Source organism: Nocardiopsis suaedae (genome assembly GCF_027706745.1).
Taxonomy (GTDB): Bacteria; Actinomycetota; Actinomycetes; order Streptosporangiales; family Streptosporangiaceae; genus Nocardiopsis_A; species Nocardiopsis_A suaedae.
The window spans coordinates 122,766-137,212 of record NZ_JAQFWP010000008.1 but is presented as its reverse complement, the minus strand read 5'-3'; the positions used below and the strand labels follow the sequence as shown (position 1 = coordinate 137,212).

Here is a 14,447-nt window from a genome sequence, read left to right as displayed (position 1 = left end):
TGCCGGAACGGTGGCCCCGTTCCGGCACGCCCCCCTCGGAAGCCCTGCGGAAGAGGAGGCGCCGGACGGCTCCGCGTCATCCCTCCCGGCGGGCGAAGGGCGGGGCGTGTTCGGGGCGGACGCCCACACCGATGGCGTAGGCCAGCGGCAGCGAGGCCGGGGCGAAGTTCCTCAGCAGGTTCACCGGGAGCTGGGGCGGGCCCTCCCTTTCGCCGCGCAGGACCGGGTCGACCACCGTGCGGTGCATGGTGAGCTGGAACCCCTGGGTGACCAGCGTCGGCAGCGACCGCCGCCGCTGCACCGCGAGCAGGTCGCCCACCGACACCCGCCGCTCCTTCAGCGGCTCGGCCAGCCGCGTCGCCGCCGCCACCGCGTCCTGCACCGCGAGGTTGATGCCCACACCGCCCACCGGCGACATCGCGTGCGCCGCGTCGCCGATGCACAGCAGCCCCCGCCGGTACCACACCGGCAGGCGGTTCACCTGCACGTTCAGGTGCTTGACGTCGTCCATCGAGCGCAGCTCGCCCACCCGGTCGGCCGCGTCCGGCAGCAGCCGCGCCACGTCCTCGCGGAACGCCTCGATGCCGCGCTCCCGCAACTGCGCGTCGGTGCCCTTGGGCCCGAGGTAGGCGATCTGCATGTACCCCTCGCGGGGGATGACCACGATCATCCGGCCCTTCTCCAGCCGGGGCGTCAGCGCCTCCCCGGCGGGGGAGGCGCCGGGCAGCCGGAACCACCAGGCGTCGATGTCCACCGGCAGCTCGCGGGCGGCGAGCCCCGCCGAGCGGCGCAGCAGCGAGTCCCGGCCGTCGCAGGCCACCACCAGGTCGGCGCGCAGCTCGCCGTCGCCCTCGGGCCCCCGGGTGTGCACCCCGCGGATCGCGCCGCGCTCCCGGATGATCCCGGTGGCCTCGGTCTTCATGCGCAGCGTGAAGGACGGCTCCTCCGAGGCCGCCTCCGCCAGCAGGTTGAGCAGGTCCCACTGCGGCACCATCGCGATGTAGGGGTGGGGGACCTTCAGCCGCCGGATGTCGCCGACGGTCACCTGCTCGCCGTCGCCCACCGGCAGCACCGCCTGTTCGAGGCGGCTCTGCGGGATCGCGGAGAAGCGCTCCCACAGCCCCAGTTCGTCCAACAGGGTGAGGGTGGAGGGGTGCACCGTGTCGCCGCGGAAGTCGCGCAGGAAGTCCCCGTGCTTCTCCAGAACCGTCACGTCCACGCCCGCCCGGGCCAACAGCAGCGCCAGGAACATCCCGGCCGGGCCTCCGCCGATCACCGCACACGTCGTCGTCTCACGCCTACCGGCCGCACCACCCATGGCGACTCCCCATCGTCGGGCCGCGGCCCCGGCCTCGCGGGGCCGCCGTCGTTCCCATCCTCTACCCGTGCGGGCGGCCGCCGAGCGCCTAACGGCGGATATAGCCGGTTTCGGTCGCGGCGGCCACGGCGGCCGTGCGCGAGTCCACGCCGAGCTTGGTGTAGATGTGCGCCAGGTGGGACTTGACCGTCCCCTCGGTCAGGTGCAGCCGCTCACCGATCGCCAGGTTGGACAGGCCCTCGGCGACCAGCCCCAGCACCTCGATCTCCCGCCGGGTGAGCGCGTTGCCCGGCGTGCGCAGGCGGGTCATCAGCCGATCGGCGACCGAAGGGGCCAGGGTGGTGCGCCCGGCCGCGGCGCCGCGCACGGCGGCCGCCAGCTCCTCGGGCGGGGCGTCCTTGAGGAGGTAGCCGGTGGCGCCCGCCTCGATCGCGGGCAGCGTGTCGGCGTCGGAGTCGTAGGTGGTGACCACCAGGACCCGCGGGCCGCCCGCGCGCGCGGTGATGGCGGCGGTCGCTTCGGCCCCGCTCATGCCGCCGCCGAAGCGCAGGTCCATCAGGACGACGTCGATGTCGCCATCGGCGGCCCGTGCGACGGCCTCCTCGGCGGTCCCGGCCTCGGCCGCGACCGCGATTCCGGGTTCGGTCTCCAGGACCGCCCGCAGTCCGGCGCGCACCACCGGATGGTCGTCGGCGAGCAGCAGGCGGACGGGGTCGGGGGTGGTCGGGTCCTGGGTCATGGGCGCCTCTCCGTTGCTGCGCCGCCGTCCTCGCGGCGGCCGGGTCCGTGTTCGGGGGCGGCGGGGTCCGCGGCCGGGGCGACCGGGAGGCGGGCGGTGACGGTCGTCCCCCGGCCGGGCGCGGTGTCGACGGTGAACGACCCGCCCAGCGCGCGTATGCGGGAACGCATGGCCGCCAGGCCGAACCCCCCGCCCTCGGGATCGGGCGCGGCCGGCAGGGCGGCGTCGAACCCGGTGCCGTCGTCGGCGACCTCCAACACGGCCTCCGGGGCGGCTCCGTCGCCGGTGAAGCGCAGGGCGAGGTCGGCGCGGGCGGCCTGGGCGTGCTGGACGGTGTTGCCCAGAGCCGACTGCGCGATGCGCAGCAGCTCCACCTCGTGCGCAGTGGGCAGCGGAACCGGCGTGCCCTCGAGGTTGAAGCGCGCGGTGAGCGGGTGCCGCTCCGAGACCGTGGCGCACAGGCGCTCCAGGGCGTCGGGCAGGCTCCGCCCCTCCAGGTCCGGCGGCGTGAGGGCCGCAACGAGGCGCCGCGCCTCGGCGAGGTTGTCGGCCGCCGCCTCGCGCGCGCGGTCCACGTGGGCGGAGGCCGCCTCAGGCCGGTCCGGCAGGGCACGCTGGGCGGCCCTGAGGAGCAGTTGGATGCTGGAGAAGCCCTGGGCGAGCGTGTCGTGGATCTCCCGGGCCAGGCGCTCGCGCTCGGCGAGCACCCCGGCGGTGTGCTGGGCGCGCGCCAGGTCGGCGCGTGTCTCGGTCAGCTCCTCGATGAGCCGCCGCCGCTTCTCGCTCTCCCTGTACATCGCCTGGTAGCTCCACACCACCGCCACGGCGACCGCCGCGCCCAGCGCAGGGCCGATGGCGACGGCGGGCGCCAGCCCGCCTTGGTGCGCGGCGAAGGCGGTGATCGCCGCGACGGCGGTGGCGGCGACCGCCGCCAGTCCGCCCCAGCGGGGGAGCAGGTGCAGCTGCACCAGGTAGAGGGGGAAGGCCAGCCACACCGCCTCGGCGGACAGGACCAGCAGCACCGCCCAGACGGCGCCCAGCACCGCGAGCCACACCGCCGACGCACGGCGCGAGGCGGCGACGCGGGGGATCAGCGGCCCGGCCGCGTACACGGCCCCGGTGGCGGCCGCCGCGGCGGCGACGGCCCCGGCGTCGGGGCGCGCGTCGAGCACGGCCCTGCCCGCGACCAGCGCCAGTAGCCCGGCCACCAGCAGGTGCAGGCACCAGGAGAGCACACGGAGGGTGGGAGTCAAGCGGTTCACGAGGACCTCACCCTAGCGCTCCCGGGGGCTGCGGCCGGTGAGACCGGGCCGCGCGCCGCCCCCCGGTCACCGGTCGCGCGCCTCGCGGACGACCTCGGCGAACAGGTCGGTGAGGGCCGTGATGGCCACCGGCTGGACCGGTTGGGCGCGACGGACCAGGACGATGTGGCGCTCGACCCGGTCCTCCAGCTCGATCCGGCACAGCCCGCGGGGGCGCAGGAGGTCCTCCATCAGGGAGGTCAGAGGGGTGACGCCCAGGCCCTGCGCGGCCAGCTCCAGGGAGGTGCGGGTGTCGGTGACCTCGTGCACCACCCTCGGCTCGAAGCCCGACAGCCGACAGGCCGCGTAGACCGCCCGGGCGTACTGGGTGTCCTTCGGCGGCAGGATCCACTGCCACTCGCGCACGCTTTCGAGCGACACCGCGCACGGTGAGCGCAGGGTGTCCGCGACGGCCAGGCCGAAGCGTTCGGTGTGGAGCCGGACGATCTCCGTCTGGGGCTCCCTGGGCATCGGCGCGTGGGGGTAGTCGATCCCCAGGGCGAGGTCGACCTCGCCGTCGCGCACGGCGGCCGCCGTCCCGTCGACACTGAACTCCCTGCTGGTGACGGCCAGCTTCGGGTACCGCGCCAGGGCCTTGGCGATCGTGGGGACGAGCAGGGCCGCGGCGGTCGTGGCGAACGTGCCCACGCGGACGGTCCCGGCCACCTCCTGCTTCTCGGTGTCCAGCGCGCGCCTGGCGTCGGCCACCGCCTGGAGCACCAGTTCGGCGTGCTCGGCCATGATCATGCCGCCGCGGGTGAGCTGGACCCTGCGCCCCGTCCGGGCCGTCAGGGCGGTTCCGGTCGCTTTCTCCAGGTTGGCGAGCTGTTGCGAGACGGCGCCCGTCGTGTAGCCCAGCGACGCGGCGGCCGCGGCCATGGTGCCGCACCGCTCGAGCTCCCGCAGGGCCCGGAGCTGCCCCATCGTCACATCCATCGAGAGAACCTAAACGATCGACCGGAAGAACATTCGATAGACCTATTCCTTCCTGGACCGTACCTTATGGGGCACGGCGGCAGAGTGACCTGGGTCACCGGTTCTCACCTGCGAGGACACCGTGCCGTGTCGCCGTTTTTCGTGTGTGGTCGACGCCGGAGGGTGACGCATGCAAGCTGAAGGTCGGGCCGGGCTCCCCGAGAGCGCGGAGGTCGTCGTGGTCGGCGGCGGGATCATGGGCGCCGGCATCGCCTACCACCTCGCCGAGGCGGGCGTCACCGACGTGGTCGTGATCGAGCGCGACCGGGTGGCGTCGGGGTCCTCCGGCAAGCCCATCGGCGGTGTGCGGGCCCAGTTCTCCGACCCGGTCAACATCGCGCTGGGGGCGCGCAGCCTGGAGACCTACGCCCGGCTCGGGGAGGCCACCGGCGCGGACATCGCGATGGAGCGCGTGGGCTACCTGTTCCTGCTGCGGGAGCCGGAGCACCTCGCCTCGTTCGAGCGCAACGTCGCGGTGCAGAACGGCCTGGGCGTCCCCAGCCGCATGGTCTCCGCCGCCGAGGCCGAGCGCCTGTGCCCCTACGTGCGCGGGGAGGGCGTCCTCGGCGCGGCGTTCTCCCCGGACGACGGGCACGCGCGGCCGGAGGCGGCCGCCTGGGGCTTCCTGAACACCGCGGCCGAGCGCGGGGTGCGCCTGTTCGAGGACACCGCCGTCGTGGACATCACGACCACCGGCGCGGGCGACGTCCGCGAGGTCGTGACCGACCGAGGGGCGGTGCGCACCTCCACGGTCATCGTGGCGGCGGGGGCCTGGTCGAAGGCGGTGGGCGCGATGGCCGGGGTGGACCTGCCGGTCGAGCCGCTGCGGCGGCAGATCGCGATGACCCGGCCGCTGAGCCCCCGGCCGCCCCGGGTCCCCTTCACCATCGACTTCTCCACGTCGATGTACTTCCACAACAACGGCGACGGGCTGATGCTGGGCATGTCCGACCCGGCCCAGGAGTACGGGTTCCGCACCGACTACTCCGACGAGTGGCTCGCCGGCTTCGAGGCCGCGGCCCGTGTCTGCGCCCCCGGCCTGGTCGGCCTGCCGATCGACCGCGGATGGGCGGGGCTGTACGAGATGACCCCGGACTGCAACGCGCTGATCGGGGAGAGCCGCTCGGTGGGCCGCCTGCTGTACGCGACGGGGTTCTCCGGCCACGGCTTCCTCCAGGCCCCGGCGGTCGGCGAGGTGATCCGCGCCCTCTACCTGGGCGAGGAGCCGTTCGTGGACGTGTCGGCGATGTCCGCCGACCGGTTCGACGACAGCCCGCTCCGCCGCGAGTTCAACGTGGTCTGACCGAGTCCCGCCCGCCCCGAGCACCCGGCCCCGAACACACTACGAGGAGGGGAGCGCATGACCGCCATGCGGCCCTGGCAGCTACGTTCCGAATTCGCACGCAGGCTTTCCACCATGTACGGCGCGGAGGTCCCCGCGTACACGACGCTCGTGGACGTCTCCCACGAGGTCAACGAGGAGCTGCTGGACAAGGACCCCGAACAGGCCCAGCGGCTCGGCGCCATCGACCGCGTCACCGCCGAACGGCACGGCGCGATCCGGGTGGGCACCCCCGGGGAACTGCGCCAGGTGGGGCAGGTCTTCGCGGCCCTGGGGATGCACCCGGTCGGCTTCTACGACCTGCGGGAGGCGGCCTCCAGCGCCGTCCCGGTGGTCTCCACCGCGTTCCGTCCCATCGACGGGGACGAACTCGCACGCAACCCCTTCCGCGTGTTCACCTCCGTGCTCACCCCCTCCGACCGCCGCTTCTTCGACGCCGACCTGCAGCGGCGCCTGGAGGAGTTCCTGTCCCGGCGCAGCCTGTTCCCGCCCGAGCTGATCCTCCTGGCCGAACGGGCCGAGCGCGACGGCGGGCTGGAGCAGGCCGACGCCGAGCGCTTCCTCGACCTGGCCGTGCGCAGCTTCGAGCTGTCCCCCGACCCGGTGGACCGGGGCTGGTACGAGGAGCTGGAACGCGTCTCCGCCGTCGCCGCCGACATCGGCGGTGTGACGACCACCCACATCAACCACCTCACCCCGCGCGTGCTCGACATCGACGAGCTGTACGCGCGGATGGGGCGGCGCGGGATCACCATGATCGACGACATCCAGGGCCCGCCCCGCTGGGAGGGGCCGGACGTGCTGCTGCGCCAGACCTCCTTCAAGGCCCTGTCCGAACCCCGCAGGTTCCGCGAGGCGGACGGGTCGGTGGCCGAGGGGACGCTGCGGGTCCGCTTCGGCGAGGTCGAGGCCCGGGGGATCGCGCTCACACCGCGGGGCCGCGCCCTCTACGACGGCCTCGCGGACGAGGTCGAGCGGCTCCGCCGCGACACCGGCCGCCCCCGCGCCGACGTCGCCCCGGAGGTCTGGACACGCCGCTTCCCCCGGTCCGAACACGCCCTGGCCCGGGACGGCCTGGCCTACTTCACCTTCACCGCCGCCGACCGCCCCGACGCCGCGGCACCGCCCCCCGAGTCCCTGGCCGAGCTGGTCGACCAGGGGTGGGTGCACGCCGAACCGATCGTCTACGAGGACTTCCTGCCCCGCTCCGCCGCCGGGATCTTCCAGTCGAACCTGACCGGCGACGGCGCCAAGGACACCACCCGGCAGGCCGCCGAGCTGGACGGCCAGTGGATGTCCGGCGTGCTGGAGCGCCCCCTGCACGACCCCTACGACCTGTACGCGCGCCAGCGGGAGCGCTCGCTGGAGGCCGTGCGCCGACGGCTCGGCGCGCCGGGAGCAGGCACGCGGCCCTGACCGCACCACGCGAGAACACCGCACGAGAACACCGACCGCACCACCCGATGACCGTCCGAGAAAGGCGAAACCCCTTGTCCGACATCTCCGAGAACACCCTCACCGGCACCGCCGAACTGGCCGAGCGCGCCCGCCGTGCCCTGGCCGCCTGCGGAGCGGCCGACTACGAGGGCTCCGGCCCCGACGCCCTCCCGGCCCGCTCGCCCATCACCGGCCGGACCCTGTTCACCGTGGCCGGGGGCGGCGGGGACCGCGCACGCGAGGCGATCGGCACGGCCCACACCGCCTTCCCCGCCTGGCGCGACACGCCCGCCCCGGTGCGCGGCGCCCTGGTCAAGCGGCTCGGTGAACTCCTGACCGAGCACAAGCAGGACCTGGCCGACCTGGTGACCATCGAGGCCGGGAAGATCGGCTCCGAGGCCCTGGGCGAGGTGCAGGAGATGATCGACATCTGCGACCTGGCCGTGGGCATGTCGCGCCAGCTGGAGGGGCGCACCCTGGCCTCCGAGCGCCCGGGGCACAAGCTGCTGGAGACCTGGCACCCGCTGGGCGTCGTCGGCGTCATCTCGGCCTTCAACTTCCCGGTGGCCGTGTGGGCGTGGAACACCGCCGTGGCGCTGGTGTGCGGCGACACCGTCGTGTGGAAGCCCTCCGAGCTCACCCCGCTGACCGCCCTGGCCTCCACGGCCCTGCTGGAGCGCGCCATCGCCGACACCGGCGCGCCCGAGGGCGTCCACCGGCTGGTGCTCGGCGGGGCCGACGCGGCGGCGCCCCTCGTGGACGGCCCCGACGTGCCCCTGGTGAGCGCGACCGGCTCCGAGCGGATGGGGCGCGAGATCGCCCCGCGCATCGCCGCCCGCTTCGGCCGCGCCATCCTCGAACTGGGCGGCAACAACGCCGCGATCGTCACGCCCTCGGCCGACCTGGACCTGGCCGCCCGGGGCATCGTCTTCTCCGCCGCGGGCACCGCCGGGCAGCGCTGCACCACCATGCGCCGCCTCATCGTGCACGAGGACGTCGCCGACGAGCTCGTCGCCCGCCTGGCCAAGGCGTACACGGGCCTGAACATCGGCGACCCGTTCTCCGTCGACACCCTCGTCGGGCCGCTCGTCGGCGAGCGCGCCCACGCGGCCATGCGCACCGCCCTGGAGCGGGCGGTGGCCGAAGGCGGAGAGGTGGTCACGGGCGGGGGACGGCGCCTGGCCGACGCCGCGGAGGACGCCTACTACGTCGAGCCCGCCATCGTGCGCATGCCCGGGCAGACCGGTGTCGTCAAGGAGGAGACGTTCGCGCCGATCCTCTACGTGCTCACCTACAGCACCTTCGAGGAGGCCCTCGCCCTGCACAACGACGTCCCGCAGGGCCTGTCGTCGAGCGTGTTCACCACCGACCAGAGGGAGGCCGACCGGTTCACCGCCTCGGCCGGGTCGGACTGCGGCATCGCCAACGTCAACATCGGCACCTCCGGCGCGGAGATCGGCGGCGCGTTCGGCGGCGAGAAGACCACCGGCGGCGGCCGCGAGTCGGGGTCGGACGCCTGGAGGGGCTACATGCGGCGCGCCACCAACACCGTCAACTACTCCACCGAGCTCCCCCTGGCCCAGGGGGTGAACTTCGGATGAGGCTGGACGACCTCTCCCACGCCGACGCGTGGGGGCCGGAGAAGATCGTCACCGTCTCCGACACCCGCACCGGCATGCGCGGTGTCCTGGTCATCGACAACACCGCCCGGGGCATGGGCAAGGGCGGGACCCGGATGGGCCCGGCCCTGACCGTCACCGAGGTGGCGCGCCTGGCCCGGGTGATGACGTGGAAGTGGGCGGCCGTCGACCTCTTCTTCGGCGGCGCCAAGGCCGGCGTCCGGTTCGACCCCGCCTCCGCGGACAAGGAGGCGGTGCTGCGCGCCTTCGCCCGGGCCCTGTCCAGCGAGGTGCCCGAGGAGTACGTGTTCGGCCTCGACATGGGGCTGACCGAGCACGACGCCGCCGTCATCCAGGACGAGCTGGGCGCACGCGGGGCGGCGGTCGGCAGCCCCAGCGAAGTGGGCGGCGTGCCCTACGACCAGTGGGGCGTCACCGGCTACGGGGTGGCCGAGGCCGTGGACGAGGCCGTCCGGCGCGACGGGGCGGACCTTCACGGCGCGCGCGTCGTGGTGCAGGGGTTCGGGGCCGTGGGGGCCGCGGCGGCCGAGCGGCTGCACGAGCTGGGGGCGCGGGTCGTCGCCGTGTCCACGGCCGAAGGCGCGCTCCACGCGCCCGACGGGCTGGACGTGCCCGCGCTGCTCCAGGCCCGGTCCCAGTGGGGCGACGCCCTGGTCCACCACGTCGACGGGTCCCGGCCCCTGGCCGCCGGGGAGGAGCTCACCCTGCCCGCGGACGTGCTGATCCCCGCGGCGAGGCAGGACGTGGTCGACGTCGCCGCGGCCCGCGACCTGTCGGCGTCGGTCGTCGTCGAGGGCGCCAACCTCGCGCTGACGCCCAAGGCCCAAGCGGTCCTGGCCGAGCGCGGCGTCAGCGTCGTCCCGGACTTCATCGCCAACGCGGGCGGCGTGGTGGCGGCCGCCTACGCCATGGAGGCGCGGTCGTCGGTCTTCCCGGTTGAGCCGGGACCGATCCGCGCCGCGGTCTCGGAGCGGCTGCGGGCCAACACGCTCCACGTGCTCGAGGAGGCGGCGCGCGGCGCGCTCACCTCCCACGAGGCGGCGCGGCACCTCGCCGAGCGGCGGGTGCGCACCGCAATGGAAATCAGGGGGCGCGTCCGGTCCTCTTAGGGCTCGCGCCTCCCCATCCCCCCTTGAAGAACACAGAGGTTCGCAATGAGCACTGAGAGATTCGGATCGAGGTTCACCTTCCTGGTGGCCTCCATCGGCATGGCCGTAGGAGCGGGCAACATCTGGCGGTTCCCCCGGGTCGCGGCCGAGTGGGGCGGCGGCACGTTCGTGATCGCCTGCATCCTCATCAACCTGGTGTGGGCGGTTCCGCTGCTCATGGCGGAGTCCTACATGGGCTCCAAGAGCCGCCTGGGCACCATCGGCGCGTTCCGTGAGTTCGTGGGGCGGCGGTTCGCGTGGATGGGGGGCTTCATGACCCTCGTGACGCTGGGGATCGCGTTCTACTACTCGGTCATCTGCGGCTGGGCGCTGCGGTACTTCGTGCACGCGCTCACCGGCGCGTTCGGCGACCCCGCCCTGGACACCCAGGCGACCTGGGACTCCTTCACCGCCAGCCCGGTGCAGACCATCGGGTTCCACCTCGTCGCGATCGCGCTGGTCGGCGCGATCGTCGCCCGCGGCCTCAAGGGCGGGTTCGAGAGCGTGCTCAAGATCGCGCTGCCCGCGCTGTTCGTCATCATGGCGATCCTGGCGGTCCGCGCGGTCATGCTGCCGGGCGCCGGTGAGGGCGTCGCCAACATGTTCGCCGTCGACGGAGCCGACTTCCTCGATGTTCGCGTGTGGCTGGAGGCGGCCTCGCAGGTCGCGTTCTCCACCGGTGCGGGCTTCGGCCTGTACCTGACGTACTCCGTCTACTCCCGCAGGAACCGGAACGCGGTCAGCAACGCGCTGACCGTGGCCGGCGGCAACTTCCTCGTGTCGCTCTTCGCCGGTGTGGCGGTGCTGGGCACGCTGTTCGCGCTGGGCTCGGCCGCGGCCGCCGACGAGGCCATCGCGGGCGGCAACCAGGGGCTGGCGTTCATCTACTTCGCCCGGCTGTTCCCCGAGATGACGGGCGGAGTGGCCTTCTCCGTGCTGTTCTTCCTGGCCCTGTTCATGGCGTCGGTGTCCACGCAGATCGCCTTTACCGAACTCGCCGCGCGCAACCTGATGGACATGGGGGCGCGCCGCCCGGTCGCGGTCGGGGCCGTGGTGGCGGTGGCGGCCATCGGCGGGGTCCCGTCGGCGCTCAACGTCGACGTCCTCAGCAACCAGGACTTCGTCTGGGGCGTGGGCCTGCTGGTCAGCGGCCTCCTGATCGCCGTCGCCATGCTGAAGTACGGGCTCGGCAAGGCCCGCGCCGAGCTCCTCGGGACCGGCCGCTCCGCCACCGGTGCGTGGTGGACGGCCGCCATCGGCGCCGCCCCCGTCCTGCTCACGGTGCTCCTGGGCTTCTGGGTCTACCTGTCGGTCACCGAGTACGCCCCGGACACCTGGTGGAACCCGTTCGACCCGTTCAGCCTGGCGACCCTGCTCGGCCAGTGGGCGGTGGCGCTGGCCATCGTGCTGGCGCTCAACGGCTTCATCTCCCGCAAGACCAAAGCCGGCCCCATGTCGGGGGCGCCCGAGGAGGACCCGGACGCCGCCGGGGCCCACGCCGAAGCCGAGTCCGACCGGTAACCACCCGGTCGCCGCCCACCCATGGAACCGGAGGACACCGATGACGACCAGCGGTAGCCCGAGCGGCGCCGTCCGTCAGAGCCGCAGCGTCGCCGAATGCGAGCGCGACCTGCGGCGGGAGCTCGGCCCGGACGCCGACGCGATCGTCGACTTCGGCGCGGGCCGCCGGGCCCAGTACTCCGGTGACGCCTCCAACTACCGGGTGGTCCCGGCCGGGGTGGTCACTCCGCGCACGGCCGAGGAGGTCGTCCGGGCGGTCCGGGTGTGCCGCCGCCACGGGGTGCCGCTGGTGCCCCGTGGCGGCGGCACCAGCGTCGCGGGCAACGCCATCACCGAAGGGGTCGTCCTCGACCTGTCCAAGCACATGAACCGGGTCCTGGAGCTGGATCCCGAGGAGGGGGTGGCGCGGGTGGAGCCGGGGGTCGTCCTCGACGACCTCCGGGAGGCGGCCGCACCCCACGGGCTGACCTTCGGCCCCGACCCCTCCACCCACAGCCGCTGCACGATCGGCGGCATGATCGGCAACGACGCCTGCGGCTCCCACTCGGTCGCCTGGGGCCGCACCAGCGACAACGTCGTCGAGCTGGACGTCGTGCTCGCCGACGGGACACGCATGACCGTCGGGCGGCACACCGCGCAGGAGATCGACGCCATCGTCGCCGACGGCGGCGAGCGCGGCCGGGTCTTCGCCGGGCTCCGCGCCCTGGTGGACCGCCACCTCGCCGACATCCGCCTGGAGCTCGCGCGGTTCCCCCGCCAGGTCTCCGGCTACCCGCTGCACCACCTCCTGCCGGAGAACCGCTTCGACCTCGCCAAGGCGCTGGTCGGGACCGAGGGCACGTGTGCGATCGTCGTGGCGGCGACCGTCCGCCTGGTGCGCGTGCCCGCGCACCGCTGCCTCACCGTCGCGGGCTTCCCCGACGCGGTCGCCGCCGCCCGGGCCGCACCGGCCCTCCTCAAGGGCCGGCCGCTGGCGGTGGAGGGGATGGACGCCGCCCTCGTCGACGCGGCGCGCAGGAAGAGCACGCAGAACCTGGACGCCGTCGAACGGCTGCCGCCGGGCGGGAGCTGGCTCTACATCGAGACCGGCGGGCCGACCGCCGAGGCCGCCGAAGCCGCCGCCCGGTCCCTGCTGGACCGGTTCGGCGAGCACTTCGAGAACGCGGTCGTGGTGGCCGAGCCGTCGGCGCAGCGCCAGCTGTGGCGCATCAGGGAGGACGGGGCCGGGCTCGCCACCCGCCTGCCCGACGGCGGCGAGGCGTGGCCCGGGTGGGAGGACGCCGCCGTCCCGCCCGAGAACCTGGCCGCCTACCTGGAGGAGTTCCAGGAGCTGATGCGCCGCCGCGGTCGGCGCGGCGTCGTCTTCGGGCACTTCGGCGACGGGTGCCTGCACGTGCGCATCGACTTCCCGCTCGCCGCACAGGGAGGAGCGGAGGAGTTCCGGGGCTTCATGAAGGAGGCCGGTGAACTCGTCGTCCGCCACGGGGGCTCGTTCTCGGGGGAGCACGGCGACGGCCGGGCCCGCGGGGAGCTCCTTCCGCTCATGTACAGCGCCACCGTCATCGAGGCGTTCGCCGAGTTCAAGGCCGTCTTCGACCCGGAGGACCGGCTGAACCCCGGGGTGGTGGTCCGTCCCCGCCCCGTCGACGCCGACCTGCGCGTCCGGCCGCGCCGGGGGCTGGACATCACACCGGTGTTCTCCTACGGCAACGACGGCGGCGACATGGCGGCCGCGCTGCGCAGGTGCGTGGGCGTCGGCAAGTGCCGGTCGCAGCACCCCACGGGGGTGATGTGCCCGAGCTACCAGGTCACGGGCGACGAGAAGGACTCCACCCGGGGCCGGGCACGCGTGCTCGGCGAGATGCTCTCCGGCGGCGTCATCGAGGACGGGTGGCGGTCGGCCGAGGTGCGGGACGCGCTCGACCTGTGCCTGTCCTGCAAGGGGTGCAGCCACGACTGCCCCACCCAGGTGGACATGGCCACCTACAAGTCCGAGTTCCTCCACCACCACTACCGCCGGCGGCTGCGCCCGGCGTCGCACTACTCGATGGGGTGGCTTCCCCTGTGGGCGCGGCTGGCCCGCCCCGTGGCGGGGCTGGTGAACCGGGTGACCGCATCGCCCGCCGCGGGGCTGCTCAAACGGCTCGGGGGGATCGCCCCCGAACGGTCCATCCCCCCGTTCGCCCCGGAGTCCTTCTCGACCTGGTTCCGACGGCATTCCCCGGCGCCCGGCGCGGGGGAGCGCGGCACCGTCCTGCTCTGGACCGACTCGTTCGGCAACGCCCTCAACCCCGGACCGCTGCGCGCGGCCACGGAGGTCCTGGAGGAACTCGGGTTCCGCGTGGCCGTGCCCCGGGCACCCAGTGCTGCGGGCTCACCTGGGTCACCACGGGACAGCTCGACGTGGCGCGGGCCGTCCAGCGCCGCACGCTCAAGGCGCTGGCGCCCCTCCTCGACGAGGTGGACGCGGTCGTGGGCGTCGAACCGAGCTGCACGGCCGCGCTCCGCACCGACCTGCCGGACCTGCTTCCCGATCACCCGGCGGCGGAGCGGCTCGCGGGGATGACGAGGACGTTCGCCGAGGCCGTCGGCGAGCTGGCACCGGACTGGGCTCCCCCGGAGCTTCCCGTGAGGGCGCTGCGGCAGACGCACTGCCACCAGCACGCGGTCATGGGCGACACGGCCGACGCCCGGCTCCTGGCCCGCATGGGCGTGGACGACACCAGGCTCGACTCCGGCTGCTGCGGCCTCGCCGGGAACTTCGGGTTCGAGAAGGGGCACTACGAGGTGTCCGCCGCCGCGGGAGAACGCGTGCTCCTGCCCGCCGTCCGTGCGGCCGAGGAGGGTGTGCGCGTGCTGGCCGACGGGTTCAGCTGCCACACCCAGATCCGGCAGGGGGCGCAGCGTCGCGCCCTGCACCTGGCCGAACTGGTCCGCGAGGCGCAGCGAGGGACGACGGACACGCCGTGATCCCGGTGCGGCCGCGGTTCGCGGGGACCTTCCCCTTGGCGCTGCCGGGCGCCGTC

At 74.1% G+C, this 14,447-nt stretch carries 9 protein-coding genes and 1 pseudogene; 6 read left to right on the top strand and 4 right to left on the bottom strand.

The features are described 5' to 3' along the window. Nucleotides 1–76 precede the first annotated feature (76 nt). From O4U47_RS06675 to O4U47_RS06660, 4 genes are all read right to left on the bottom strand, one after another. Entirely contained in the window at nucleotides 77–1,318 is a 1,242-nt protein-coding gene (locus O4U47_RS06675; protein WP_270676715.1) for an FAD-dependent oxidoreductase, read from the bottom strand. Between the two features lie 88 nt (nucleotides 1,319–1,406). After that, nucleotides 1,407–2,057: a response regulator gene (locus O4U47_RS06670; RefSeq protein WP_270676714.1), complete on the bottom strand. Its 651-nt coding sequence runs from the start codon at nucleotides 2,055–2,057 to the stop codon at nucleotides 1,407–1,409. Continuing rightward, nucleotides 2,054–3,319 carry a sensor histidine kinase gene (locus O4U47_RS06665; RefSeq protein ID WP_270676713.1) on the bottom strand — a complete coding sequence of 422 codons (1,266 nt, stop codon included), beginning with the start codon at nucleotides 3,317–3,319 and terminating at the stop codon, nucleotides 2,054–2,056. Before O4U47_RS06665 ends, O4U47_RS06670 begins: the two co-directional genes overlap by 4 nt. Nucleotides 3,320–3,385: 66 nt before the next feature. Continuing rightward, the gene (locus O4U47_RS06660) at nucleotides 3,386–4,294 is read right to left on the bottom strand and encodes a LysR family transcriptional regulator (protein WP_270676712.1); all 909 of its coding nucleotides are present in this window, start codon (nucleotides 4,292–4,294) and stop codon (nucleotides 3,386–3,388) included. 169 nt (nucleotides 4,295–4,463) lie between these two features. On the opposite strand from O4U47_RS06660, the gene O4U47_RS06655 reads away from it, so the two are divergent. The 6 genes and pseudogenes from O4U47_RS06655 to O4U47_RS31255 all read left to right on the top strand — a co-directional run bounded on the left by O4U47_RS06655 (nucleotide 4,464) and on the right by O4U47_RS31255 (nucleotide 14,391). After that, entirely contained in the window at nucleotides 4,464–5,636 is a 1,173-nt protein-coding gene (locus tag O4U47_RS06655; protein WP_270676711.1) for an NAD(P)/FAD-dependent oxidoreductase, read from the top strand. A gap of 57 nt (nucleotides 5,637–5,693) precedes the next feature. After that, nucleotides 5,694–7,091, top strand: coding sequence for a 2-oxoadipate dioxygenase/decarboxylase (hglS, locus tag O4U47_RS06650; RefSeq protein WP_270676710.1), 1,398 nt, complete (start codon nucleotides 5,694–5,696; stop codon nucleotides 7,089–7,091). 83 nt (nucleotides 7,092–7,174) lie between these two features. Next, nucleotides 7,175–8,713, top strand: a complete 1,539-nt coding sequence (gene amaB, locus O4U47_RS06645; protein WP_270676719.1) for an L-piperidine-6-carboxylate dehydrogenase — start codon at nucleotides 7,175–7,177, stop codon at nucleotides 8,711–8,713. Continuing rightward, complete coding sequence (locus tag O4U47_RS06640; protein ID WP_270676709.1) at nucleotides 8,710–9,861, top strand: Glu/Leu/Phe/Val family dehydrogenase; 1,152 nt, start codon at nucleotides 8,710–8,712, stop codon at nucleotides 9,859–9,861. Before amaB ends, O4U47_RS06640 begins: the two co-directional genes overlap by 4 nt. 45 nt (nucleotides 9,862–9,906) lie before the next feature. Continuing rightward, nucleotides 9,907–11,421 (top strand): sodium-dependent transporter, encoded by a 1,515-nt coding sequence (locus O4U47_RS06635; RefSeq protein ID WP_270676708.1) that lies wholly within the window; start codon nucleotides 9,907–9,909, stop codon nucleotides 11,419–11,421. A gap of 40 nt (nucleotides 11,422–11,461) precedes the next feature. After that, nucleotides 11,462–14,391, top strand: a pseudogene (locus tag O4U47_RS31255) (FAD-binding and (Fe-S)-binding domain-containing protein). Nucleotides 14,392–14,447 lie beyond the last annotated feature (56 nt).